Source organism: Caulobacter sp. GW821-FHT12A07, from assembly GCF_058807655.1.
Window position 1 is genome coordinate 1 of sequence record NZ_JBXAQX010000012.1, and the last position, 24,069, is coordinate 24,069.

21 protein-coding genes are annotated in these 24,069 nt (G+C 70.0%); 7 read left to right on the plus strand and 14 right to left on the minus strand.

What is annotated here, in order from left to right:
* The 7 genes from AC1RRS_RS20535 to AC1RRS_RS20565 form a co-directional block, all read right to left on the minus strand.
* Window positions 1–317, minus strand: a 317-nt coding sequence (locus AC1RRS_RS20535; RefSeq protein ID WP_492856780.1) for a hypothetical protein, incomplete at its 3' end; no start/stop codon positions are given.
* Window positions 314–871, minus strand: a complete 558-nt coding sequence (locus AC1RRS_RS20540; protein WP_487290792.1) for a hypothetical protein — start codon at window positions 869–871, stop codon at window positions 314–316. The genes AC1RRS_RS20540 and AC1RRS_RS20535, both read right to left, overlap by 4 nt.
* Window positions 872–892: 21 nt before the next feature.
* The gene (locus AC1RRS_RS20545) at window positions 893–1,627 is read right to left on the minus strand and encodes a hypothetical protein (protein ID WP_487290793.1); all 735 of its coding nucleotides are present in this window, start codon (window positions 1,625–1,627) and stop codon (window positions 893–895) included.
* Window positions 1,628–1,663: 36 nt separating this feature from the next.
* The gene (locus AC1RRS_RS20550) at window positions 1,664–2,131 is read right to left on the minus strand and encodes a hypothetical protein (protein WP_492856781.1); all 468 of its coding nucleotides are present in this window, start codon (window positions 2,129–2,131) and stop codon (window positions 1,664–1,666) included.
* Window positions 2,128–3,903 (minus strand): OmpA family protein, encoded by a 1,776-nt coding sequence (locus AC1RRS_RS20555; protein ID WP_492856782.1) that lies wholly within the window; start codon window positions 3,901–3,903, stop codon window positions 2,128–2,130. Before AC1RRS_RS20555 ends, AC1RRS_RS20550 begins: the two co-directional genes overlap by 4 nt.
* A complete protein-coding gene (locus AC1RRS_RS20560; RefSeq protein ID WP_492856783.1) occupies window positions 3,896–4,495 on the minus strand; it encodes a hypothetical protein in 600 nt (199 codons plus the stop codon). Before AC1RRS_RS20560 ends, AC1RRS_RS20555 begins: the two co-directional genes overlap by 8 nt.
* Window positions 4,492–5,583: a hypothetical protein gene (locus AC1RRS_RS20565; RefSeq protein ID WP_492856784.1), complete on the minus strand. Its 1,092-nt coding sequence runs from the start codon at window positions 5,581–5,583 to the stop codon at window positions 4,492–4,494. The genes AC1RRS_RS20560 and AC1RRS_RS20565 overlap by 4 nt, the downstream gene beginning before the upstream one ends.
* 261 nt (window positions 5,584–5,844) lie before the next feature.
* Between AC1RRS_RS20565 and AC1RRS_RS20570 the strand changes: the two genes are divergently transcribed.
* The 4 genes from AC1RRS_RS20570 (at window position 5,845) to AC1RRS_RS20585 (ending at window position 11,732) form a co-directional block, all read left to right on the plus strand.
* Window positions 5,845–6,348 (plus strand): RNA polymerase sigma factor, encoded by a 504-nt coding sequence (locus AC1RRS_RS20570; protein WP_110119698.1) that lies wholly within the window; start codon window positions 5,845–5,847, stop codon window positions 6,346–6,348.
* Window positions 6,345–7,286, plus strand: coding sequence for a FecR family protein (locus tag AC1RRS_RS20575; protein WP_492856785.1), 942 nt, complete (start codon window positions 6,345–6,347; stop codon window positions 7,284–7,286). Before AC1RRS_RS20570 ends, AC1RRS_RS20575 begins: the two co-directional genes overlap by 4 nt.
* A 115-nt stretch (window positions 7,287–7,401) precedes the next feature.
* Window positions 7,402–10,299: a TonB-dependent receptor gene (locus tag AC1RRS_RS20580; protein WP_492856786.1), complete on the plus strand. Its 2,898-nt coding sequence runs from the start codon at window positions 7,402–7,404 to the stop codon at window positions 10,297–10,299.
* A gap of 173 nt (window positions 10,300–10,472) precedes the next feature.
* On the plus strand, window positions 10,473–11,732 hold the full coding sequence (locus AC1RRS_RS20585; RefSeq protein WP_492856787.1) for a histidine-type phosphatase: 1,260 nt from the start codon (window positions 10,473–10,475) through the stop codon (window positions 11,730–11,732).
* 189 nt (window positions 11,733–11,921) lie between these two features.
* Here the strand turns inward: AC1RRS_RS20585 and AC1RRS_RS20590 are convergent, their stop codons facing one another.
* From AC1RRS_RS20590 to AC1RRS_RS20600, 3 genes are all read right to left on the minus strand, one after another.
* Window positions 11,922–13,475, minus strand: coding sequence for a DHA2 family efflux MFS transporter permease subunit (locus tag AC1RRS_RS20590; protein WP_492856788.1), 1,554 nt, complete (start codon window positions 13,473–13,475; stop codon window positions 11,922–11,924).
* An 83-nt stretch (window positions 13,476–13,558) separates the two neighbouring features.
* On the minus strand, window positions 13,559–14,704 hold the full coding sequence (locus AC1RRS_RS20595) for an HlyD family secretion protein (RefSeq protein ID WP_492856789.1): 1,146 nt from the start codon (window positions 14,702–14,704) through the stop codon (window positions 13,559–13,561).
* Window positions 14,705–14,727: 23 nt separating this feature from the next.
* Window positions 14,728–16,158 (minus strand): efflux transporter outer membrane subunit, encoded by a 1,431-nt coding sequence (locus AC1RRS_RS20600; RefSeq protein WP_492856790.1) that lies wholly within the window; start codon window positions 16,156–16,158, stop codon window positions 14,728–14,730.
* Between the two features lie 137 nt (window positions 16,159–16,295).
* Between AC1RRS_RS20600 and AC1RRS_RS20605 the strand changes: the two genes are divergently transcribed.
* The 3 genes from AC1RRS_RS20605 to AC1RRS_RS20615 all read left to right on the plus strand — a co-directional run bounded on the left by AC1RRS_RS20605 (window position 16,296) and on the right by AC1RRS_RS20615 (window position 17,983).
* On the plus strand, window positions 16,296–16,910 hold the full coding sequence (locus AC1RRS_RS20605) for a TetR/AcrR family transcriptional regulator (RefSeq protein WP_487290804.1): 615 nt from the start codon (window positions 16,296–16,298) through the stop codon (window positions 16,908–16,910).
* 71 nt (window positions 16,911–16,981) lie between these two features.
* On the plus strand, window positions 16,982–17,470 hold the full coding sequence (locus AC1RRS_RS20610) for a hypothetical protein (protein ID WP_492856791.1): 489 nt from the start codon (window positions 16,982–16,984) through the stop codon (window positions 17,468–17,470).
* Between the two features lie 48 nt (window positions 17,471–17,518).
* Window positions 17,519–17,983: an SEL1-like repeat protein gene (locus AC1RRS_RS20615; RefSeq protein ID WP_492856792.1), complete on the plus strand. Its 465-nt coding sequence runs from the start codon at window positions 17,519–17,521 to the stop codon at window positions 17,981–17,983.
* A 91-nt stretch (window positions 17,984–18,074) separates the two neighbouring features.
* Here AC1RRS_RS20615 and AC1RRS_RS20620 read toward each other — a convergent pair whose 3' ends face one another.
* From AC1RRS_RS20620 to AC1RRS_RS20635, 4 genes are all read right to left on the minus strand, one after another.
* A complete protein-coding gene (locus AC1RRS_RS20620; RefSeq protein WP_492856793.1) occupies window positions 18,075–18,713 on the minus strand; it encodes an isochorismatase family protein in 639 nt (212 codons plus the stop codon).
* Window positions 18,714–18,789: 76 nt separating this feature from the next.
* Window positions 18,790–19,983: a CaiB/BaiF CoA transferase family protein gene (locus AC1RRS_RS20625; protein WP_492856794.1), complete on the minus strand. Its 1,194-nt coding sequence runs from the start codon at window positions 19,981–19,983 to the stop codon at window positions 18,790–18,792.
* 12 nt (window positions 19,984–19,995) lie between these two features.
* On the minus strand, window positions 19,996–21,879 hold the full coding sequence (locus AC1RRS_RS20630; RefSeq protein ID WP_492856795.1) for a hydantoinase B/oxoprolinase family protein: 1,884 nt from the start codon (window positions 21,877–21,879) through the stop codon (window positions 19,996–19,998).
* A 3-nt stretch (window positions 21,880–21,882) separates the two neighbouring features.
* Entirely contained in the window at window positions 21,883–23,940 is a 2,058-nt protein-coding gene (locus AC1RRS_RS20635) for a hydantoinase/oxoprolinase family protein (RefSeq protein WP_492856796.1), read from the minus strand.
* Window positions 23,941–24,069 lie beyond the last annotated feature (129 nt).

Here is a 24,069-nt window from a genome sequence, read left to right on the forward strand (position 1 = left end):
GGGCCGGCGGCGCCGCGGGCGGCGTCGCGCCCCGCGCCCCAGCGGTCCAGCTCGGCGCGGCGGCGGTCCAGCGGCGTGACGGCGTAGCGCGGATCGCCCAGGCCGCCCTGGCCGGTCAGCTGGGACATCCGCGACTCCAGCGCCTGCCGCTCGGCCATCAGCCGCGCCAGGTTCGGCGACAGGGTCGAGGGATCGGCGCCGCGAGAGCCTGTCGATGCCGGCGCCGACGCAGACCGGGGCGCGGCCGCGCGGGTCGGCGCGGCCGGAGACGGCGCCTTGGCGCGGCGCAGGGCGTCTTTCCAGGGCGGATCGCTCATCCGGAGCCTTCTTGTTCGGCCGCGCGCCGCTGCTCGATCAGGCCGCGCACGCGCTCCTCGAACAGGGCCGGCGGCGGGATCGGCACCAGCTTGGTGCGCATCAGGCTCGAGCCCTCGGCGCTGTACTGGTACTTGGCCGCATAGCTGGCGCTGACGCTGCTGGCGCTGACCGCCCCGCCGCCGCCGAACGGCGTCCACAGCCCCCCGGCCTTGACCGAGGTGTTGCTGCTGCTGCGCTTGATCTCGGTCTCGGACTTGAACGAGATCGACATCTTCAGCTCGATCACCGTATCGACGAACTGGTAGAAGGTCGGCGTGAAGCCGAGCTCCAGCAGGCTGTATTCCTGGCCGTCGCCGAACTTGACCAGATAGGTCTTCGACTTGGCGCCGTCGCCTTCCTTCTCCTCGTCCGCGTCCTCGTCGTAGCCGGCCATTAGCCGGGCGATGCGCAGCGACACGAGGTCGAGTTGCAGTTGGGCGGTGGCTATGCCCACGCCCAGGCGCTGGACCATCTCCGGGAAGGGGACGGCGAGCAGTTCTTGGCCCACGCTCATGGGACGTTCTCCGTCCGGGGTTTAGTTCTTGTTTTCGGCCAGCGACTTGTCGAGCAGGCGCTTGCGGCGCTCGATCTCCTCGTCCAGCTGACGACGGATCCGCTCTTCCAGGATGGCCGGGGGCGGGATCGGCACCAGCTTGGTGCGCAGCAGGCTCGAGCCCTCGGCGGTGTAGCTGTACTTGGCCGAGTAGGAGGCGTCGACCTGGCTGGTCGAGACCTGGGTGGTGTTGCTGGAGCCGAACTTGCCGCGGAACAGCTTGAACGAGAAGCTGTTGCTCTTGGTGTTGGTCTGGTTGGTGTCGCGCGACGAGCGGGTGGTCTCGCGGGTGTAGGTGAACTTGATGGCGATCTTCACCTCGATGATCGTGTCGACGAACTGGTAGAAGGTGGGCGAGAAGCCCAGCTCCAGCATCGACAGCCGGGTCGGCACCCGGATCAGGGTGGTGTCGAGGCTCTCGCCGTTGTCCTGGGCGTTCTTCTTCTGGTTGGCGATGACCTTGGACAGGGCGTCGATATTGCCGCCGGAGATCGCGTCATCGGTGGCGATGAAGGCCTCGGCCTGCTGGACGGTCATCAGGTCGTAGCCGAAGAAGATCCGGCTGTCGTCGAAGGTCTGGTTGCCTTCGTCGTCGGTGACGACCTGCAGGCCGCCCATCATTTCGGCCACCTCGATGCTGTTGGCATCGAGCTTCATCTGGCCTTCCGCGATGGCGAAGGCCATCTGGCGGATCATGTCCCCCATGGGGACGTTCAACAGCTCTCTTCCGATCGACGGCATGACGTCTCCTTCCTAAACGGTGGTGGGTTCGCTGATCCTGCGCAGCAGGTTTTCGAGGATTTCGGGGGGCGGCAGGCTGACCAGCCGGGCCGCGATCGAGCTCATGCCCTCGGCGCTGACCGAGAACTTGCGCGCGTAGCTGACGTTGACCGAGGCGGCGACCATGACGAAGCCGGTGTTAACCCCCACGCTCGCGCCGGCCGAGACGCCGAATTCGGTGCTCTCGGTCATGCTGAACGAGAGCTTGGCCTCCACCGTCGCCTCGGTGAAGCTGTAGAAGGTGGGCGTGAAGCCCAGCGAGATCAGGTTGTGGGTCTCGCCGCCGATCTCGATGTCGGTCGTCGCCATGGCCTGGGCCGTGGCGATGCTATTGCGGTCGAGCGCGGCCTGGGCTTCGGCGATGGCGACGCCCAGGCGCTCGATGATCTGCGGCAGCGGCGCGGAGAGCAGCTGCCGGGTGACGGCGGCGGTTTCGCTCATGGCGTCGGGGTCGGGGCTGGCGTCAGGTAGGTCTTGATCTCGTCGAGGAACTCGACGGGCGCGGGCACGGCGACGATGCGGGCCGAGATGCTGCTGTTGCCGTTCACCGACTGCTCGAACTGCCGGCTGGTGCGGTAGTCGACGGCCAGGCCGACGGCGACCGAGATCTTCGGTTTGTCGCCGCTGGCCGTGGGACCCGCCGCGATGGGGGCCAGGGCCTTGGTGATGCTGGCGCCGTCGGCGGCCGACAGGGCGATGTCGTTGGCCGACAGGGTGACCAGGTTGATCAGCACCACGTCCTTGGCGTCGGCGAAGGTCACGACCCCGCCCTGGCGGGTGGCCCGCACGCCGTGGGTGGCGCTGCCGGCGTTGACGTCGCGCGTCAGGTTGAAGGCGTAGGCCTCGGGCGTGTCGCCGGCGAAGTTGGAGCCGCCGGAATTGACCGCCGCCCCGCTGATCGCCACCGAGGTGTCGGACGCCCCGACCTTGACCGCCGTGGCGTCGACGGCCTGGGCCGTGAAGTGGCGCACGATGATGAAGCCGTTGCCGCTGGCGCTGCCGCCGGTCTTGTCCGGGGTGGGGGTGGCCTGCAGCTGGGTTCCGGCGGAGTCGACGATGATCAGCAGGTCGTTGGAGTCGGCCAGCAGCACCTCGGCGCGGCGGAACTGCTGGTTGGAGACCTCGTCGGTGGCGCCGACCCAGCGGTCCTCGCCCTTGGTCTCGACCTTGCGGATCTGGGCGGCGGGGACGCCGTTGCTCTTCAGGTAGTTGGCGACCGCATTGGCGCGGTCCTCGCCCAGCTTGATGTTGTAGTCCTGCGAGGCGACGCGGTCGGTGAAGCCGATGACGTCGACCACCGAGCCGCTGTCGCGCAGGGTGCGGGCCAGCAGGCCCAGCTCCTCGGTGGCGGCCGGCTTGAGCACCGAGCTGCCGCTGTCGAAGAGGGCGATGCCCAGGGTGCCGCCACCGACCGGCAGTGTGGAGCCGACCGGATCGCGCTGCAGCTTGGCCTTGAAGCCGCCCAGGGCGTTGATCGCCGAGACCACGGCGCGGGCGTAGAGCAGCTCGTTGGCCTGGCTCTTGACGTTGGCGGTCTTGCCGGCGGCCAGGACGAAGTCCTCGCTGGCGCCGGCGGTGGGGGTCTCGACGATGCGGATCACCCCGACGCTGGACTCGCCGGCCCCGTAGAAGGCCACGCCGCTGTCGGTCTTGATCGGGTTCTTGGCGGTGTCGGGATCAAGCTTGAACTGCACCTTGGTGTGCTGGGCCTCGACATAGGCCCGCTCGAACTTGCCGGCCGGGGTGCGCAGCTTCTGGGCCACGGCCTCGGCGGCGGCCTCCAGGTCGGCGCCGGCCGCGTCGGTCTTGGCGCCGTCCACCGTGACGCTGGCGGGCAGGCTTTTCAGCGTGATCTGAGCCTCGCGGGCGTTGGCCGGCGATTGCGGACCGCCCTGGCCGAAGCCGAAGTCCAGCTTGCCGCCGATGCCGAAGGCGCTGGCCTCGCCGACCTTCATGGTCAGCTGCATCGAGACCGTCAGGTCGGCGTGCTGGTAGTGGTAGAAGGGCGGCGACAGGCCCAGCTGCAGCAGGCTCTTGCCGCCCAGCCCCGGGCGGGGCTCCACGTACTCGCCGACCTGGGCCAGGCTGTTGAGGTCGAGCGCCTTCTGGGCGTCGGCGATCGACAGGCCCATGGCCTTGATGAACTCGGCGACGCTGGCGTCGGCCAGGATCTGGCCGGGCGTCATCTTCTCGATGGGGTTCTCGTCAGCCATGCATCGGTTCCTTGCTCATCGGCTCCCGGGGCGACACGGGGGATTCACAGACGCGGGTTCGATCGACGGTGTCGGCGCGGACGGTCCAGTAGCCGTGGGCGCGCTGGGCCTCGGCCAGCCGGGCGGCGGTGACGCCGAGGCCCCGGGCGGTCCAGGAGAGCAGGTCGCGGGCCAGGCCCAGGCCTTCGTCCAAAGCAAGGGCGGCGGCCAGGCCGTCGCGGGCGCCGGCCACGTCGCCGGCCTTCAACCGGTTGACGCCCAGGCGCTCCAGCAGGAAGGCGCGGTCGCGGCGCTGGAAGTCGCTGGGCGTGCCGTCGCCCAGCTCGGCGGCGGCGCTGCTGGCGGCCTCGCCGGCCAGGGTCGCGGCCTGGTCGTGGGCGCCCGTGCGCTCCAGGCTTTCGAGCACGCAGTGCAGGTAGTGGCGGGCGAAGATCTGCGGGGCGCGCACGCCATGGGCCAGGCGCAGGGCCTCGCGATACTTGGCCAGGGCCTCGTCGTGGCGGCCCTTCAGCGCCAGCAGCTTACCGGCCTCGGCGACGCCGGCGTGCAGGCGATGGACGTCGGGGCGGGCGGTCATGGTCTGGCCGCTCATAGGACGGTCTCGGCGAACAGCACCTCGGCGCCGGCCGCTTCCAGCCGATGGCGCAGCAGGCGGGCGTGGGGGCGGGGCATCGGCGGGGTGGCCAGCGGCGCGGGGCCGGCCAGGCCGAACTCGGCGAGCAGGGCGGCCGGGGCCGACAGGATGTCCAGCGCCTGGTGAGCGAAGGTCTCCAGCTCGGCGCGCACATGCAGGTTGGCGGCCTCGTAGGCGGCCATCCGGTCTTCGAGATCGGCGAAGGCGACGCCCGCCTCGATCGGAACCGGCAGGGCCTGGCGCAGCAGGTCGTAGTCCTCGACCGGAACGCCGGCCAGGGCCTCCAGCGCCTCGGCGGCGTCGTCAGGGGCGGCGACCAGTTCGATGGAGAAGCGCAGGAAGGCCTGGTCGATAATCCGCACCTGCTCGGGAGCCTTCAGCCGCCGCCACAGGCCGTCGGCCTCGCCGCGGGTCAGATCGAACACGGTGGCCGAACCGCCGGCGGCGATCTCGGCCCCGGCCGGCAGGCGCGGGCGCAATATGCCGACCTGCAGGGGCGACAGGCCGCTGGCGAAGAGGGCGAAGCCGGCGGTGTCGGGGCGGCTGGCGGTCAGATGCACGGCGTCGGCGGGCAGGGCGGCTTCCAGGGCCCGGACCGTGGCCTCGGTGACATTGCCCAGGATCACGCCCGGCGGGGTCAGCAGCAGGTCGAGCGCCACGCTCGGCTCCATGCCGAGGAACCGCCCCAGGACCTGGCCGACGGCGTCGGCCGCGTCCAGATCGATGAGCTCGCCCGCCAGATCCACGGCCGGCGCGCGGGCCGGAGCGGGGCCGGCCGGGGTCACGGCCACCTCGACGCCCAGGGTGCGGATGACGCCGGCCAGATGCGTGGCGTCGGCCGCCGGCAGTCCGGCCAGCAGCCGGGCGGGGGCGCGATAGAGGGCGTCGACCACCGTCTCGACAGGCATGTCGAGGGCCTGGCTGAGCACGGATGCGGCCTTGGGCGTGGCTCCGCCGATGCCCGTGACCAGCAGGTCCGCGGGCTCCGTGCTCGGAAGATCTACGCTCTGGGACGCTACGCTGGGGTACACCGACGACTCGAGCACCAATCCCTCCCTGAGGCTGGTTTCGACCGGGCGATCCACGCTCTGGTTGGCGTGGCGCTGGACTCGTGTCAGAGTTGCAATTGTTTGTAAAGCTTTGAAACATCGCACGTGGTGAATTCACACCGGGTGCTTTCGCCCGTGTGCTGACGATCGCGGCGGACCTCATTCCCGAGGGCGCGGGGGAAGAACTGTCATGAAGCCGTGCTAGCGCCGGCCCATGTTTCCGGAGCCCGCATCCCTTAGCGCTTGGCGCACCGCGTCATGACCGACCTGGCCAGCCTGCGCGCCCAGCGTGACGAGCTCTATCACTTCATCGTCCGGCGCACGCGCGACCCGGCGGCGGCCGACGACCTGGTGCAGGAGACCTTCGCGCGGCTGCTGACCTACGAGAAGGCGCGCACCGTCGCCGACCGGGCGGCGCTGGGCTATCGCATCGCCCTGAACCTGGTCCGCGATCACTTCCGCAGCCGCAAGCGCCGGCCGGTCGAGGCGCTGGACGACGACATTCCCTGCCAAGCCCCCGCGCCGGAGCAGATCCTCATGCATCGCCAGAAGGTCGAGGTGTTCGGCAAGGTGCTGGACGCCATGCCGCCGCTGCGCCGCGACGTGTTCATCCGCCGCCGCCTGCACGGCCAGACGACGCGGGAGATCGCCGCGGCCCTGGCCATGAACGAGGCCGCCGTCGAGAAGCACGTGGTGCGGGCGCTGGAGCAACTGCATCGCGAAGTGGCCAAGGCCGAGCGCCGCGCGGGAGGCCGCCGATGAGCCGCGCCCGCCGCACCGCCGCCCTGTGGGCCGCCCGCCGGATGGACCCGGCCTTCCGCGACGAGGCCGGTTTCGCCGCCTGGCGGACCGCCGACGCCGCCAACGCCCAGGCCTTCGACCAGTTGTGGACCACCAGCCAGGATGCGGCCCTGTCCGAGGCCATGGCGCTCAGCGAACAGCGCCGCGCGGTGCGCGCCCGTCGGGCCGGGCCGATCGCTGGCCTGGCCGGCGGTCTGGCCGCCGCCTGCGCCCTGGCCGCCGTGATGGCCTGGCCGCAGCTGCAGCTGATGACCGTGACGCCCACGATCTTCGAGACGGGCAGGGGGCAGCACCGCACCGTCGCCCTGGCCGACGGCACCCGGGTGACGCTGGACGGCGGCACGCGTTTGTCGGTCCGGATGGGGTCGCAACGTCGCGAGGTCGCCCTGGCCCAGGGCGAGGCCTTCTTCGACGTCGCCCACGACGCGGCGCGGCCGTTCACGGTGAAGACCGCCGAGGGCTCGGCCCGGGTGCTGGGCACGGCCTTCGATCTGGAGCTCAGTCACGAGCGCGGCCCGGGGCGGGTGGAGCTGTCGGTGCATCGCGGCCGCGTGCGGCTGGCGCCCAAGGGGCTGATCCATCGCACGGCCGAGCTGACCGTCGGCCAGCGGGCCTTCGCCACCGAGGGACGGCTGTCCAAGGTTCGGGCCTTCGACCCGGCCGGCGACGACTGGCGCTCGGGCTGGCTGGAGACCGACGGGGTCACCCTGGCGCGGCTGGTCGAGCGGCTGAACCGCGCCTCGCCGACGCCGATCGTGGTCGAGGGCGAGGACCTTGGCCGCCAGCGGGTGGCCGGCCGCTTCCGCATGGACGATCCGGACGCCCTGGTGCGCAATCTGGCGCTCGTCCACGGCTTCAAGGTCAGGGAAGGCGGGGGCGGCCTCGTCCTCACGCGTTGAGGCGCCGGCTGACCCCGTCGCGGAAACTTCACAAAATTCCCTGTCCTGACAGGCGGGGCGCCAGCGTCTTTCCCGCCGAAGCCGGCCTCACGCCGCGCGAACTCGGGGATAGACGATGACCTTCAAGACCTGGCTCGGTACGGCCTCGGCCGTGGCTCTGCTTTCGGGCGGTTCGGCGCTGGCCGCGCCGGCGCCCAAGCCGGCCCTGGCCATCCCGGCCGGCGACCTGTCGACGGCCCTGCCGGCCTTCTCGCGCGCCACCGGCCTGCAGGTGCTGGCCGACCCGGCCCTGCTGGCGGGCAAGCGCACCGCCGGCGTGCGCGGCGAGGTCGACGCCGAGAGCGGCCTGACCCAACTGCTGCGCGGCACCGGCCTGACCTATGTCCGCAACGGCGGCGCGGCGGTGCTGCGCCCGGCCGCCCAGAAGATCTCGACCGCTCCGGCCCCGGTCGCCCGCGCCGAGGCCGCGTCGGCTCCGGCCGCCGCCGAGCCGGTCGCCGAGGAGCCCGCCACGGTCGAGGAGATCGTGGTCACCGGCGGTTTCGCCAGCTCGCTGGCCCGGGCTCTGGCCGACAAGCGCAAGGCCGCCAACGTCGTCGACGCCATCTCGGCCGAGGACATCGGCAAGTTCCCGTCCAACAACATCGCCGAGGCCCTGCAACGGGTGCCGGGCGTGGCCATCACCCGCGACCGCGGCGAGGGCCTGTTCGTCCGTGTCCGGGGCCTGGGTCCCAACTTCCAGATCGTCACCCTGAACGGCCGCAGCGCCGCGGTGAACGAGAACATGCGCGACAGCGGCCAGAGCGGCCGCCAGTTCCGCTTCGACACCCTGCCGTCCGAGCTGGTGGCCGGGGTCGAGGTGGGCAAGACCCCGCTGGCCTCGCTGGACGAGGGCGCGATCGGCGGCGTGGTCGACATCAAGACCTTTCGCCCTCTGACCCTTGGCAAGAACACCATGGCCGCCTCGGTCACGGCCAGCCATCCGGAGCTGGCCGGCAAGACCGACCCGCGCGCCTCGGGCCTGATCAGCTGGGTCAATGACGACAAGAGCTTCGGCGCGCTGCTGGCCCTGGTCTATGACCAGCGCACCCTGCGCCAGGACCGCGTCACCGGCGTGGGCTGGAGCTATGTCGACACCTCCACGACCCTGGGCAAGAGCCTGGCGGCGCAGGGGATCAGCCTCTATCCGACCGCCATCCGCCCGACCCTCGAGCGCGAGGACCGCGAGCGCAAGGGCCTGGTGTTCTCGGCCCAGTACCGGCCGACCGACGCCACCGAGATCACCTTCGACGCCAGCTACACCCACCTCGACGACCACTATGACGAGCTGACCTATTCGGTCGACCAGACGGTCTCGACCCTGGTTCCCGGCACGGCCGTGGTGCGCGACGGAACCCTCGTGGGCGGCACGGTCACCTCGACCAGCCAGATCGGACGCGAGGTCAGCGACCTGGCGCACGACAACCTGATGCTGGCGATCAACGGCAAGCAGCGGATCGGCGAATGGACCTTCTCGGGCGACGCGGCCTATGCCCGCGCCTATTCGGAGACCTCCAAGCCGATCACCCGCACGCGTCTGCTGGGCTCGATCGGCCAGACGACCTTCAACATGACCAAGGCCGACGACGAGGAGCTGCCCAGCGTCACCCTGGCGACGACCAACCTTTCGAACCCCTCGCTGCTGCCGTTCCGCCGCATCGAGTACCGCGTCAACGACTCGCTGGACCTGGAAAAGGCCCTGCAAGCCGACGCCGAGCGTCCGGTCGAATGGGGGCCGTTCAACCGCATCGCCTTCGGCGTGAAATTCCGCGAACGCGAGCGCACCTATAATCGCGCCGACATCAACTACACGACCAATCTGGCCAACAAATACTTTGACGCCAGCTACTTCGAGGCCTTCCCGGTCAGCGACTTCCTCGGCGGCGTGGGCGGCAACCTGCCGCGCACCTGGGTGATGCCCAATCCCGAGAAGTTCTGGGCCCTGGCCGACAAGAGCCAGCTGGGCACGGCGCGCGCCGACAAGCGCAACTCCTACTTCGTGTCGGAAGAGATCCTGGCCGGCTACGCCCTGACCGACCTCGACACCAGGATCGCCGACCTGCCGCTGCGCGGCGAGGTGGGCGTGCGCGTGGCCAACACCAAGCAGGTCTCGGCCGGCCACGCCGACAACGGCACGACCGCCGTGCCGGTGCGCTACGAGAAGAGCTACACCGACGTGCTGCCGACGGCCAACTTCGCCCTCGACATCACCGACACCCTCCAGGCCCGCGTCGCGGTGGCCAAGGTGATCACCCGTCCGTCGCTGGCCGATCTCGCCCCGCGCCTGACGCTGAACTCCTCGGGCACGGTGCTGACGGCGGTGGGCGGCAATCCGGAGCTGAAGCCCTTCGAGGCCTGGCAGTACGACGCCACGCTGGAATGGTACTTCGCCCCCGGCAGCGCCCTGATCGCCGGCGCCTTCTACAAGGACATCACCACCTTCGTTTACAGCCAGAAGACCAACATCGTGGTCGACGGCCAGACCTACCAGCTGACCTCGCCGACCAACGGCGGCCAAGCGACCATCAAGGGCGTGGAACTGGCCTACCAGCACCTGTTCAAGAGCCTGCCCGCGCCGTTCGACGGCCTCGGCTTCCTGGCCAACTACACCTACACCGACACCGAGGCGACCTACTCGGCGACGCTGAAGGACCAGATGGTCAACGTCGCCAAGAACAGCTTCAACCTGACCGGCTTCTACGAGAAGGACCGCATCGCGGCCCGGGCCAGCTACAGCTGGGTGGACGACGTGCTGCAGGACGTCGGCGGGGCGGGCCTGTCGGCCCTCAACGACGCCGCCTTCGGCTCGCTGGACGCCAGCATCAGCTACAAGATCACCCCGCAGATCACCGCCGCGGTGGAAGGCCAGAACCTGACCGACGCGACCCAATGGCAGTTCGTGAAGGGCGGCTGGTTCGGCGGCTACACCAAGTATGGCCGCACCGTCAGCTTCGGCCTGCGCGCCAAGTTCTAAGGCTTATTGCTCCGTTCACGGAGTTCTGTCGCGCCCCGGCCGCTTTTCCTGGCGGCCGGGGCGGCGATCCCGACTTTCCGGAGGGGACGCCCCTTGCGCTCCTCCGTTCCGATCCCCTTGACTGGCCCGCGCGATTCCGTTGTGCGGGCCGTTTTTTCGTTCTGGGAGTTCCGATGCGTCTGCTTGCCCGCCTCTTCGCCGCCGCGCTGACCGTTTCGGTCGCCGCGCCCGCCGCCGCCCAGCAGGCCGGCGACACCCTGGAGAAGGTGGTGATCCTCAGCCGCCACGGCGTGCGGGCGGCGATGTCGAGCCCCGAGCGCCTGGAGACGGCCACCGCCAGGCCCTGGCCGCGCTTCGGCGTGCCGCCGGGCCACCTGACGGCCAACGGCGGCGCGCTCTCGACCCTGTTCGGGACCTACTATCACTCGCTCTACGCCAGGCAGGGCCTGCTGGCCGGCGCCGACTGCGGCGCGGTCTACTACTGGGCCAATGTCACCCAGCGCACGATCGCCACGGCCAAGGCCCTGGGCGAGGGCCTGTCGCCGGGCTGCGCCGTCGACGTCCACACGGTGGGCGAGGGCAAGATCGATCCGATGTTCGAGCCGGTGAAGGCCGGCGTCGCCAAGCCGGATCTGGCTCTGGCGCGCGCTTCGGTCGCCGGTCGGGTGGGGGGCAGCCTCGCCGCCTGGAGCGCCAGCCACGCCGACGCCATCGCCAGCCTCGACGAGCTGCTGATGCAGTGCGACGCCGCGCCGTGCCCCAAGGCCGCCGGCAAGCGCCGCGTCTATGACGAGGCCCCGGCCTTCCTCGACGACGCCGACGAGACGGTGGGCATCGCCGGTCCCGAGGCCTTCGCCTCCGGCGTCACCGAAAGCCTGCTGATGGCCTGGGCCGACGGTCAGGATTTCGCGAGCCTGGGCTGGAAGGGCCTGAATGATGCCTCGCTGCTGCGGGTCTTCCCGCTGCACCAGGCCGAGTTCGACCTGCGCCTGCGTTCGCACGAAGTGGCCCGCACTGGCGCCGGCCATCTGGCCTCGCGCATTCTCGCCACGCTGGAAACCAAGCCCGGCAAGGACGCGATCGGCGACGCGAATTCCAAGATGGTGGTGATCGTCGGCCACGACGGCACCCTGGCCATGCTGGGCGGCCTCTTGGGCCTGGAATGGGCCGCGCCGGGTTACCAGCCCAACCAGATCGCGCCGGGCGGCAATCTGGTGTTCGAGCGCTGGAAACGGGCCGACGGCGTGCGGGTGATCCGCGTGCGCTACGCGGTGCAGAGCCTGTCGCAGCTGCGCGGGAAGAAGGCCCTGACGCTGGCGGCCCCGCCGGAAGCCTCGCCGATCTTCGTGCCGGGCTGCAGCCAGGCCGGGGCGGGTTACGACTGCCCGGCGGAGAAGTTCGCGGCTGTGGTGAAGGGGGCCGTGGCGCGGTAGTCCCCCTATATCCCGTCATTCCCGCCCTTGTGGCGGGAAACCCTCTTTCAGCCGCAGGTGCAGGTGGGGCGGCGTGCTCAGCACGCCGCTTGCGTCTCACGCGGAAGCGGAACCAGGGGTTCCCGCCACAAGGGCGGGAATGACGGGAGTGAGGAGAGGGGAGCGACCTTCGCCGCTCCCCCACTTGCCTCAGTGCACGGCCGAGGTGTCGGCGACCCGCGTCGGCTTGGGGGCCAGCCAGACGATCAGGGCGGCGACCACGAACAGGGCGGCCATGGCCATGAACACCTGGTTGGTGGCCAGCATGACGCCCTGGCTCTGGACCATGTTGTCCAGCGTGCCGCGCGCCTGTTCGGGCGTGAGGCCCACGCCCTGCAGCTGGTCCATCGTCGATTGCGCGCCGTTGAGCACGCCCGACAGTTCATTGTGGTTGCGGCTGGCGCCGTCGGCCCAGACCGTGGTCACCACCGAGGTGGCGAAGGCCCCCGACAGCGTACGGCAGAAGTTCATCAGGCCGGCGGCGCTGGCGGTCTCCTCGACCCGGACGCTGGCCAGGGCCAGGGCGGTCACGGGGACGAAGAAGAACGGCATGCCGAAGCCCTGGAACAGCAGCCAGTGGGCGATGTCGAAATAGCCCATCTGCTGGTTGGCCTGCGCCCGGAAGAAGGTCATGAAGGCCATCCACATCAGGCCCAGGAACACCAGCTTGCGGGCGTCGAGCTTGGCCGACATGCCGGCCGCCAGCGGCGCGACCATGACGGCGGTGACGCCGAGCAGGGCCGAGACGTAGCCGGCCCAGGTGGCCGTGTAGCCCATGTTCTGCTGCAGCCAGAGCGGGTTCAGCACGTTGATGCCGAAGAAGGCCCCGAAGGCGACGCTGAGGGTTATGACCGCAGCGGTGTAGCCGCGGTGGCGGAAGACCCGCAGGTCGACGATCGGGTTCTGCTCGGTCAGCTCCCAGATCAGGAAGGCGACGAAGCCGACGGCCGCGACCAGGGCCAGGCCGATGATCAGCGGCGAGGAGAACCAGTCGTGCTCCTTGCCCAGGTCCAGCATGATCTGCAGCGAGCCGACCCAGACGACCAGCAGGCCCAGGCCCACCAGGTCGACCTTCGCCTTGGCAAGAGGCGTCTCGTGGGCCTTCAGCAGGTTCCAGGCGAACCAGGAACAGGCGATGGCGATCGGCACGTTGATCCAGAAGATGAAGGCCCAGCCTACGCTGTCGCACAGCGCGCCGCCCAGGATCGGCCCGAGGATCGGGGCGACCAGGGTGGTCATGGCCCACAGGCCCGTGGCCGCGGCCGCGTGCTTCTTGGGGAAGACGCGCAGCAGCAGGGTCTGGGACAGCGGCATCAGCGGGCCGCCGCAGGCGCCTTGCAGGATGCGGAACAGCACCAGGAAGCCCAGTGACGGCGCCAGGCCGCAGAGGAACGAGAAGATCCCGAACCCGATCATGCCGAAGACGAACACCCTGACCGCGCCGAAGCGGGCCGACAGCCAGCCGGTCAGCGGCACGACCACGGCCTCGGCCACGGCGTAGGAGGTGATGACCCAGGTGCCCTGGCTCGGCGAGACGCCCAGGGCGCCGGCGATGTTCGACACCGAGACGTTGGCGATGGTGGTGTCGAGCACCACCAGGAAGTTGGCGGCGGCCAGGATCAGGCCGGCGAAGATCATCGCCGGCCCGCTGAGCGGCGCGGGTTCGGAGGCCGCCCTTGCGGGGACGGCTTGAGCGGTCGCCATGACGGCTATCCTTGCTCTGAAGGGTTCTACGCTTGGCGCGCGTCTGGCGGGCGAAACCGCTTACACTTTCGCCCGACGCGCTCTTAGCCGCGGGTGTCGATCGTGGCCTTCATCGACAGGCCCACGCGCAGCGGGTGAGCCTTGAGGTCGGCCGGGTCGATGGCGACGCGGACGGGCAGGCGCTGCACGACCTTGATCCAGTTGCCGGTGGCGTTCTGGGCCGGGATCAGGGCGAAGGCCGCGCCGGTGCCGCCCGACAGGCCGGCGACCTTGCCGTGGTACTTCACCGAGCCGCCGTAGAGGTCGGCTTCCAGCTCGACCGGCTGGCCGATCTTGACCTTGCGCAGCTGGCCTTCCTTGAAGTTGGCGTCGACATAGGCCGCGCCGATCGGAACGACCTGCATCACCGGCGAGCCGGCGGCGACGCGCTGGCCGATCTGGACGTTGCGCTTGGCCACGACGCCGTCGATCGGCGCGCGGATGACGGTGCGCGACAGGTCCAGCTGGGCCTGCTCGACCTTGGCGCGGGCGGCGGCGACTTCCGGGTTGGCGTCGACGCTGGCGCCGGCGGTCAGCACGGCGTTGGCGGCCAGCGAGCCGGCCGCGGCGGCGCGGTTGGCCTGGGCTTGCACCTGCGAGGCCTTGGCCGAGGCGAAGGCGGCCTGGGCGTTGGCGTAAGCGTTCTGGGCGCGGGTCAGCTCGTCGCCCGAGACGGCGCCGGTGGCGGCCAGGGCCTTGCGGCGATCCAGGTCGACGCGGGCGCGCTCGAGGTCGGCCTGGGCCGAGGTCAGGCTGGCGGCGGCGCGGGTCTGGTCGGCGTCGCGGGCGGCGATCTGGGCGGCCAGGCTCTGGTCGGTGGCGAGGTAGCCGCGCACCCGGCGCTCGGCGCGGGAAAGATCGGCCTGCGCCGAGGCGAGAGCGATGCGGGCGTCGCTGTCGTCGAGGGTCACCAGCACGTCTCCTTGGCGGACGACCTGGGTTTCATGGACGGCGACGCTGCGCACCGGACCGCCGACCAGGGGGGTCACCTGGGCGGTGTCGGCGCCGACATAGGCGTTGTCGGTCTCGACGTGGTGCGAGCCGACCAGGGCGTAGTAGGCGCCATAGCCGGCGCCGGCGACGACGATGACGGCGGCGAGGCCGGCGAACAGCTTCTTGCGCTTGGCGCCGGCGGCCTTCTGCGAGGCGGCCTGGGCTTGGGCGTCGGCGGAGGCTTCGGAATCGAACATTGGGGGATGCTCCGGGAAACGGGTCAGGCGGCGCGGTAGCCGCCGCCGAGGGCGCGCACGAGCGCCACGTCGAGGGTGAAGGCGCGGGTCTCGAGGTCGGCGAGGGTCCGCTGGTTGGCGATCAGGGCGTCCTCGGCGGTGAGGACGTCGAGGTAGGTGGCCAGGCCGCCGCGATAGCGCTGCAGAGCGATGTCGTGGGCGGCCGACGAGGCTTCGACGGCCTTGCGGCTTTCACCCAGGCGGGCGTCGAGGGCGCGGGCGCTGACAGCGGCGTCGGCGACGTCCTTCAGGGCCTGCGACAGGGTCCCGTTATAGCTGGCGACGGCGGCGTCGTAGTCGGCCGCGGCCCCGCGATAGCCGGCCCGCAGGGCGCCGCCCTGGAAGATCGGCAGGCGGATAGCCGGACCGAACGAGCCGATGCGCGAGCCGCTGTTGGTCAACATGTCCAGGCCCAGCGACTGCTGGCCGAAATAGGCCGAGAGGTCGACATTGGGGTAGAACTCGGCCTTGGCCTTCTTGACGCTCTGGGCGGCGGCTTCGGCCCGCAGGCGGGCGGCGGCGACGTCCGGGCGGCGGCCGATCAGGTCGGCCGACAGGTTCTGCGGGAGACCAAAGGCTTTCAGGGCGCCGACCTTCGGACGCTCCAGCGACAGGCCCCGGTCGGGGCCGGCGCCGAGCAGGGCGGCCAGGCGGTTGCGGGTCAGGCCGACGGCTTCGTCCGAGGCGGCCAGCTGGGCGCGGGCCGAGGCCAGCGCCGCTTTCGACTGCTCGGCCGAGCCCTGGTTCTCCAGGCCGTTGGCGGCGCGGTCGGCGGTGAGTTGCGCCGTCTGCTCGCGGGTCTTCACCGCGTCGGCGGCCGCGTCGCGGTCGGCGAACAGCTGGGCGAGGTCGGCATAGGCGGCGGCGACATTGGTCGACAAGACGAGGCGCGTCTCGGCGGCTTCCGCCTGCGCGGCCTTGGCCTGCGAGGTAGCGGCGGCGAGAGCCGCGCGGTTCTTGCCGAAGAAGTCGAGCTCCCAGGCGAAGTCCAGTGTCGCGCGGCCGCTGTCGTTGTAGCCCTTGGGCACGTACGCGGCCGGGAAGCCGTTGTGGTAGCTCTGCTTGACCGAGGCGTAGTTGGCGTTGGCCGACAGGCTGGGCAGCGTGGCCGAACGGGCCTGGCCGGCCAGAGCTTCGGCCTTGGCGACGCGGGCCTGGGCGGCGGCCAGGTCAGGCGAGCCGGCCAGGGCCTCTTCGATCAGGGCGTCGAGCTGGGCGTCGCCATAGGCGGCCCACCAGCGGTCGGTCGGCCAGTCGGCGGCGGGGGCCGCGAGGCTTTGCTGCGAGGCGTAAGTGTCGGGCGCCTTGATCGCCTGGGCGGGCGGCAGGGTCGGCACGGCCGCGCAACCCGCCAGGGCCGAGGTCGCGAGCAGGGCCGCGAGGGTAGTTTTCAGGGGGAGGGACAAGTGGGCCATCGAATTGCTCGATATCAAACCGTACAGGACGGTCTAAATATAACTTGACGTGACGGCGTCAAGTGAAAAGTGTACAGTCTGGTCCAGAAAACGCCTGGACCGCGTAGTCTGGGTCGATCGGGGGGAGAGGAGAGCGCGTGCGCGTCAAGACCGAGGAGAAGCGGAAGTGCATCCTGGAAGCCGCCAAGGCGGTGTTCCTGGAGCGTGGATTCCTGGGCGCCAGCATGGCCGAGGTGTCGGCCCGGGCCGGCGGCTCGAAGCAGACGCTCTACAGCTACTTCGCTTCGAAGGACGACCTCTTCGTCGCCACCATGCTGGAGAAGGGGACCAAGATCATCGATCCGGTGTTCGCCACCTTCGAGACCGAGGACGAGCTGCGTCCGGCCCTGAACCGCTTCGGCCGCGCCTTCCTGACGTTCATCGCCAGCGAGGAGGTCATGGCCTTCCGGCGGATGATCATCGCCGAGGGCGCGCGCTCCAACCTCGGCAAGCTGTTCTTCGAGAACGGCCCCAAGCGCGGCTGGACCAGGATGACCGCGCGCTTCGAGTGGTTCATGGACCAGGGCAAGATGCGGCGGGTCGACCCCTGGCGGGCGGCCATGCATTTCCAGGCCCTGTGCGAGGCCGGGCCTTTCTATCGCCTGCTGGAAGGCGTTCTGAAGGAGCTTCCCCCGTCGCTGGTCGACGAGACGGTCGACGCCGCCGTCGACGTCTTTATGCGCGCCTATGGCGTGGAGCCGGCCAAGGCCTGACGCGCGGTTGCGCCTCGCGCGTTCTGGGGTAGTGTTGCACTCAAGAGTTGTTTTGGCGTGCGGAGGCTACCTTGTCGAACGGGATCGCGCGGACGGCCGTCCTTGTCCTCGCCATGGCCGCCTTGGGTGCCTGCGCCAGTTCGCAGCAGGCGCGGCTGGCCAGCCTTGGTCCCTTGCAGACGGCGCTGACGACCTCGCCGGAGGAACTGCGCGCGCGGGCGGATCGCAACGACGCCTCGGCCCAGCTGAGCCTGTCGCTGCTCTACCAATACGGCCAGGGCGGCGTCGAGCGCGACCCCATCGAGGCCTACCGCCTGCGCAAGGCGGCCACGGCGTCGCGCGGGTCGACGCCGATCACCACCTATATCGCCGGCCTGAACGGCAAGCCCGGACGGGTCTCGATGATCTTCGTGCCGCGCTACGACGTCGCGCCGTTCCAGGCGACGATCAACCTCGCCTGCTCCCAGGCCCTGGCCCAGAACGATCGCTCGCCCGAAGCGATCGGGGCGTGCGGGGGCGAGGAGAACTACGCCGAACTGGCGGCCCGCTGGCGGCGCTGAGCCGCGTCAATTTAGGAAGAAGGGGAGGAAGCCTTGTCGAAGACGGTCATGTCCATCGCGTCCCTGATCGGAACGGCGCTGCTGATGACGGCCTGTGCGACGGCCCCCGAGGACCGGCGCGCCGAACTGGAGCCGCTGAAGCTGGCGCTGACCACCTCGCCGCAGGAGCTTCAGGACCGCGCCGCCGGCCCCAGCGCCAAGGTCCAGCTGGCCCTGGCCCTGCTGTACGAGAACGGTCGGGGCGTCGAGCAAAATCCGGTCGAGGCCGAGCGTCTGCGCAAGGCGGCGACGGCCTCGCGCGGGACCTTGCCCCGGACCGAACGCGAGACGCTGGATCAGCCCGGCGAGAAAATCTTCCGGGAGAACGCGCCGCGCTACGACATCGTCGAGCCCCAGGTCGCCGCTAACCGCGCCTGCGCCAAGGTCCTGGCCGCAGGCGACCGCTCGGCCAAGGCGGTGCAGACCTGCGGCGGTGAGGCCGGCTATGCGGAACTGGCGGCGCTCTGGCGTTAGACTGGATCGATATTTCCACCGAGCATCCCCGCGAAAGCGGGGGTTTTACGGATTCGGGGGAGGCTGCGGGCCGAAGACTGCCGACCCGAGCCTAACCTGCCGCGCCGGCGATCAGTTCCAACGCGTCGGCTTCCGACAGCACCTCGGCGTACTTGGCCTGGAGGTCGAAGAGGTTGGCTTCCTGCACCCGCTCGTCGCGGTCGCCGGAGGCTTCACGCACCACGAACGGGATGAAGCCGTGCTGCAGGGCGTCGAGCGCGCTGGCCCGCACGCAGCCGCTGGTCGAGAACCCGCCCATGATCACCGTGTCGACGCCCATGGCCCGCAGGGTCGAGGCCAGGGGCGTGCCGAAGAAGGCCGAGGCGTACTGCTTGGACAGCACGATCTCGCCCTCGATGGGCGTGATCTCCTTGGGAAAGGCGCCCAGCGGCGAGCCTTCCTGGAAGGCCTTCAGGGCGGGCACCTTGCGATAGAACACCCCGCCGTCGCGGCCGCCGACGCCGGCTTGGTAGACGACGTTGGTCAGGATCACCGGGATGCCGGCCTTGCGCGCCGCCTGCAGCAGGCGGGCGTTGCTGGCCAGGGCCGCCTCGACGCCGGCATAGAGCGGCGAGTCCGGCAGCAGATAGGCGTCGACCACGTCGATGATCAGCAGGGCCGGAGCCTTGCCGAAGGCAAGGCGACCGCCGAAGCCGGCCTTGTGGTAGTCCGCGTCCAGGTCTTCAGCCATTTCTACTCCGTGCATCCCCGCGAAGGCGGGGATCCAAGCTGACTCTCGATATTCACTGTGGAGGATGGGGGAGGTCCTAGACCACCCCCTGCTCGGCGAAGGTCTTCAGTTCGCTTTCCGAGATCCCCAGCTCGCCCCAGACCGCGCCGTTGTCCTGGCCCACCGCCTGCGAGGCGATGGCGCGGACGACGCCGGGGGTCTTGGAGAGCTTGGGCATGACGTTCTGCATCGGCAGTTCGCCCCAGCGCGGGTGGTCGAGCGTGACGATCGACTCCCGGGCCGCGAAGTGCGGATCGGCCAGCATCTCGGGCGCGCGATAGATCTTCCCGGCCGGCACGCCGGCCTCGATCATCTTGGCCTCGACCTCGTCGACCGTCAGGGTCTTGGTCCAGGCCTCGATGAGGGCGTCCAGCGCCTTCATGTTGCGGCCCCGGTTGATGTGGTTGACGTAGTCCGGGTGCTGGGCGAGCTCGGGCTGGCCCATGGCCTTGCACAGGCGGCCGAACACCGTGTCCTGGTTGGCGGCGATCAGGTAGTCGCCGTCCTTGCAGTGATAGACGTTCGACGGGGCGATGCCGGGCAGCACCGAGCCCGAGCGCTCGCGGATGTAGCCCATGACCTTGTAGTCGGGGACCAGGCTTTCCATCACCTGCAGCACCGCCTCGTAGAGCGAGCTGTCGACGACCTGACCTTGGCCGGTGGCGTCGCGGTGGCGCAGGGCCGCCAGGGCCCCGAGGCAGCCGTAGGTTGCCGCCAGCGCGTCGCCGATCGAGATGCCCATGCGCGAGGGCGCGCGGTCGGGGTCGCCGACGATGTGGCGCCAGCCGCCCATGGCCTCGCCGATGCCGCCGAAGCCGGCGCGGTCGGCATAGGGGCCGGTCTGGCCGTAGCCCGACACCCGCACGATGATCAGACCCGGGTTCTCGGCGTGCAGGACTTCGGGGCTCAGGCCCCAGCCCTCCAGCGTGCCCGGACGGAAGTTCTCGATCAGGATGTCGGCCGTGGCGATCAGCTTGCGGGCCAGGGCCTGGCCTTCCGGCACGCGGAGGTTGGCCGAGACCGTGCGCTTGTTGCGGGCCACGACCTCCCACCACAGCGGATAGTCGCCGCGGCCCCAGTCGCGCATCGGGTCGCCCTTGCCGGGCGGCTCGATCTTGATGACGTCCGCGCCCATGTCGCCCAGCAGCTGGCCGCAGAATGGACCAGCGATCAGCTGGCCCATCTCGACGACGCGCAGGCCCTTGAGGGGACCGGTGTTTTCAACCGTCATGACGCTTAAAACCTACTCCGCCGCCAGGGCCAGCGGCGCGTTGCGCCACACGGGCGGACGCGGCGCGGGCAGGCCGGTGTCGGCCAGGCAGTTGGCGCGCAGCTCGTCGAGCGACGGGCCGCGATCGAACACCTCCAGCGGGCCGCGTTCGGCGCGGATCTTGGCGCGCAGGGCCTCGGTAGCCGCCGCATCGACCTTGCCGGCGGCGTCCAGCACCACGCCGTAGCGCTTGGCGCCCTCGGCGCTGACCAGGCCGCGGGCGACCTCCAGCTCGACCAGCTCGACCTCGCGCTCCAGCGCGTCGCCCCAACCGCCGCCGCCCCAGGTGACGAAGTGCAGCAGGTCGCCTTTGTCGACCTGGATCCCGTCGCACTTGGAGGGCAGGGCGATGCTCTCGCCGTTGGCCTTGTCCAGGCGCTTCCATGAGCGGGCGCCCGGCGCGCCGCCATTGACGCCCCACGGCGGCACGAACCAGCGGTCGTCGTGGATGGCGATCGTGCCGGCTTCCGTGAACTTGTAGGTCATGTGGATGCCGTTGCCGCCCCGGAAGCGCCCGGCGCCGCCGCTGTCGGCCACGCTCTCATAGCGCTCGATGACCATCGGGAAGTAGCGTTCCAGGAACTCGTTCGGAACGTTGGTGAAGCCCGGCCACAGCGAGTGACCGTCGGCGCCGTCGCCGAACGGACGGCCCGGAATGCCGCCGAAGCCGATCTGGAACAGCTGGAACCACTCGCCCTTGCCGTCGAAGCCCGAGAACATCAGGTGCGGCGAGCTCGAGAAGCCGGCGGCGCACAGGAATTCCGGGGTCTTCTGGCCCAGCAGCGCGCCCAGCACGTCGAAGATGCGGCCCAGAGCGTGGGTGCGGCAGGACAGGGCGGCCGGGAATTTCGGCTTCAGCAGGCTGCCTTCCGGGATCCGCACGTCGACGAGGTCATAGAAGCCGTCGTTGAACAGGATCTGCGGGTCGAAGACCATGATCATGTAGATGCCGAAGAACATCTTGAACATGTTCTCGTTCAGCAGGAAGTTGATTGAGCTGTCCGACTGCGGATCGGTGCCGTCGAAGTCGAGCACCACCTTGCCGCCTTCGCGCCACATGGTGCACTTGATCTTGAACGGACCGGCGCCCTTGCCGTCGTCGCAGATGTAGTCCTCGAACGACACCGGCGCCTCGCCGATCGCCGTCGAGATCAGGTGGGCCATGGCGCGATGGTTGCGGGCCAGCAGTTCGTCCAGGGCGCTGGCGAAGACGTCGTCGCCGAAGCGCTCGCAGATCTCGACCACCCGGCGGCCGGCCACGCGGCACGAGGCGACGATGGCGTGCAGGTCGGCCTTGAACCATTCGGGCATGCGCGACTGGTGGGCGGCGATGCGGATGATGTCGGCCTGCAGCTCGCCCTTGCGGTAGAGCTTCACCGGCGGCAGGCGGAAGCCTTCCTCGAAGATCGACGAGGCGTCGGTGGGCAGGGAGCCGGGCACCTTGCCGCCGACGTCGGTCATGTGGCCGAACATCGCCGACCAGGCCACCAGGCGCCCGTCGCGGAAGATCGGGGCGATGCACAGCTGGTCGGACGCGTGGCTGATCGCGCCCTCGACCGAATAGGGGTCGTTGACGAGGATGATGTCGCCTTCCTCGATCTCGCCGTCATAGCCCTTGAGGAAACCGTCGATAAACGAGCCGAACTGGCCCACCACCATGCGGCCGTCGCGGTCGGCGATCAGAGGGAAGGCGTCGCCCTGCTCGCGGATGCCCGGCGACAGCGCGGTGCGGAACAGGGTGGCGTCCATCTCGACGCGGGCGTTGCGCAGGGCGTTCTCGATGATGTCGAGCGTCACCGGATCGACGGCGACCTTGCCGAAGGGCGTGGAATTGGTTTCCAGGATGCGCGCGGGCATGGCTCAGGATTCCTTGGCAGGGTTGATCAGGATGACGCCGTAGACGTCGACGACGGCTTCGCAGTCGGGCAGCACCAGGGTGGTCGAATCCATCTCGGTGATGATCGCCGGACCCGGGATGCGGTCGCCGGCGCGGAGCTTGGAGCGGTCATAGATGGCGGCCGGTTTCATGCCGCCGTCGGCCCAGACCTCGTGGTCACGGATCTTGGCGCGCGACGGATCGCCGTCGCCCTTCTCGATCTCGAGGCTGGGGATCTCCTGCACCTTGCCCATGGCGACGGCGCGCAGGTTCACCAGCTCGTGCTCGGCGTCCATGTTGAAGGTGAAGAGGCGGCGGTGCTCCTCGTCGAAGGCGGCGGCCAGGCGTTGCAGCCCGCCGTTCTTCAGGCTGTCGAGCGTCACGTGCATCGGCACTTCGAAGGCCTGGCCGTGATAGCGGACGTCGATCTCGAAACGGGTCTCGATCTCGGCGTCGGCGACGCCGTCGGCCTTCAGGGTGTCGCGGATCTGGCCGTCCATCTCGCCGAACAGGGAGAGCACCTCGGCCTCGGTCGCGGCCGACAGGCGCTTGGAGTAGGAGCGGGCGGTTTCGGTGCGCATCCGGGTGGTGGCGTCGCCCAGGGCGCAGAGCACGCCGGGCGAGACCGGCGACACGGCCGGCCAGGAGCCCATTAGTTTGGCCACGGCGTTGACGTGCAGCGGGCCCGCGCCGCCAAAGCCCATCAGGGCGAAGTCGCGCGGGTCGTAGCCCTGCTGCACCGAGATCATGCGCAGCGCGCCGAACATGTTCTCGTTGACGATGTCGATGATGCCGCGGGCGGCTTCGTAGAGGTCGATGCCCAGGGCGTCGGCGATGGTCTGCACCGCCGTGCGGGCCGCCTCGCGATCCAGCTTGAAGGCGCCGCCCAGCAGGTCTTCCGGCAGGTAGCCGAGCACGACGTTGGCGTCGGTGACGGTGGGGGCGGCGCCGCCCTTGCCGTAGGCGGCCGGACCCGGCGCGGCGCCGGCCGACTCGGGGCCGACGCGCAGGGCGCGGGTCAGTTCCGGAACCTTGGCGATCGAGCCGCCGCCGGCGCCGACCGTCTTCACGTCCAGCGACGAGGCGCGGACGGTCAGGTGGCCGACGTCGGTGGTGCGCACGCGGCGCGGCTCGCCGTTCTCGATCAAAGCGACGTCGGTCGAGGTGCCGCCGACGTCGAGGGTCAGGATGTTCTTCAGGCCCGAGTTGCGGGCCACCCACAGGGCGCCGGTGACGCCGCCGGCGGGACCCGACATAAGCAAGGACACCGGATGCTCTTCGGACTTCTCCGACGACATCAGGCCGCCGTCCGAGCGCAGCAGGGCGATGCGGCCCTGCATGTCGAGGCCCCGCAGCTTGTCGCGCAGGTTCTTGACGTACTTGGAGACGACCGGACGGACCGAGGCGTTGGCGACGGTGGTCAGGGTGCGCTCGTATTCCTGCATTTCCGGCAGGACCTCGTGCGACAGCGAGACCAGCACGCCCGGCAGGATCTCGGCGGCCAGTTCGGCCACCCGGCGCTCGTGCGAGCCGTTCAGATAGGCGTTCATCAGGGCGATGGTCACCGCCTCGACGCCCTGTTCTTTCAGCTTGGTCAACTGGGCGCGGGCGTCGGCCTCGTCGAGCGGGCGGATCTCCTTGCCGGCCGCGTCGATGCGGCCCTTGATCTCGACCGTGTCTTCCAGCTTGGCCAGCGGCTCGGGCTTGGGCCAGATGATCCAGGCGGCGAGGCCACCCGGCACCAGCGAACGGGCGATCTGCATCACCTGGTGGTAGCCCTCGGTGGTCACCAGGCCGACCCGGGCGCCCTTGCCCTCGAGCACGGCGTTGGTGGCCACGGTGGTGCCGTGCAGGAAGACGTCGACGTCCGACGGCTTGACCCCGGCCTTCTCGCAGACCGCGTTGACGCCGGTCATCACGCCGACCGAGCTGTCATGCGGGGTCGACGGCGTCTTGTGCCGCCAGAAGTCGCCCGTCGCCTCGTTCAGCAACAGCAGGTCGGTGAAGGTCCCGCCTACGTCCACGCCCAATCGGTAAGCCATCGTCAGCCTCTTTGCTGGCGCGCCAACTCCCCCCAGGGCGACGGCGCGACGCCTATTCGGGCGACATTCCCCCGATCGGGCGGCGCGCGCCGGATCGGGGGAGGGGTTTCACCGCTGTGCGGGCGCCGC